This window comes from Streptomonospora halophila (genome assembly GCF_039542725.1).
Lineage (GTDB): Bacteria > Actinomycetota > Actinomycetes > Streptosporangiales > Streptosporangiaceae > Streptomonospora > Streptomonospora halophila.
Genome location: NZ_BAABIK010000077.1, coordinates 1 through 975, shown reverse-complemented (window position 1 = coordinate 975; position 975 = coordinate 1). Strand labels below are relative to the sequence as shown.

1 protein-coding gene is annotated in these 975 nt (G+C 68.5%); it reads left to right on the top strand.

What is annotated here, in order from left to right; all coding sequences use genetic code 11:
* The first annotated feature begins 67 nt into the window (after window positions 1-67).
* Window positions 68-952, top strand: coding sequence for an IS982 family transposase (locus ABEA15_RS25525; protein ID WP_345559619.1), 885 nt, complete (start codon window positions 68-70; stop codon window positions 950-952).
* Window positions 953-975 lie beyond the last annotated feature (23 nt).

Here is a 975-nt window from a genome sequence, read left to right as displayed (position 1 = left end):
CCTAGATGAGTGAGTCCGAAGTCTGATCAGGTCGCGGATACAACGAAGGGTGTCGCAGAGTCTTGCTGTGACACGAGACCTGGACACCCTTCTGACCGCACTCTATGCCTTCCTCGACGACCACGTCGTCCCCGCCCGCAGGATCGGCACCCCGCCCCCGCTCAGCGACACCGAACTGCTGTGCCTGGCCATCGCCCAAGCCCTGCTCGGCTACGACTCCACCCGCCGCTTCCTGCGCGCCGCCCCCGAGCGTCTGGGCCACCTCTTCCCCTACCTGCCCCGACAATCGGGATTCAACAAGCGCCTCAACACCGCCGGCCCGCTGATCAGCCGCGCCATCCAGGCGCTGTCCCGCCAGGTCCCCACCTGGGAAGACGAGCTGCGCCTGATCGACTCCACCCCGCTGCCGTGTGCCGCCTCGCGCGAGACCGTCAAACGCTCGGCCCTGGCCGGGCAGGCGGGATACGGCTACTGCCGCTCCCACTCCCGCTTCTTCTGGGGATTGCGCCTCTACCTGGTCACCACCGCCGAGGGCATGCCCGTGACCTGGTGCCTGGCCCACCCCAAGATCGGCGAGCGCGACGTCATGGCCGCCCTGCTCCAGCGCGACCACGACCTGGTGTGCACGGGGCAGGTGATCCTGGCCGACAAGGGCTTCGCCGGCCGACGGTTCGAGGAGTTCGTCACCGACGAACTGGGCTGCCACCTGGTGCGACCCGACCGCAAGGACGAATCCCCGCGCCACGGCCGCCTGGCCCGGTTCCGCCAGTGGATCGAAGCCGTCATCGACACCCTCAAGGGCCAACTCGGCCTGGAGTCCCACGGCGGGCGCACCCCGGCCGGAGTCTATGCCCGCACCGGACAGCGGCTGCTGGCCCTGGCTGCGGCGATCCGCCACAACTGGGAGACCGACGCACCCGTCAAACGGTCGCTGATCGCCTACGACCACTGAAGACATCGGACTCACTCATCTAG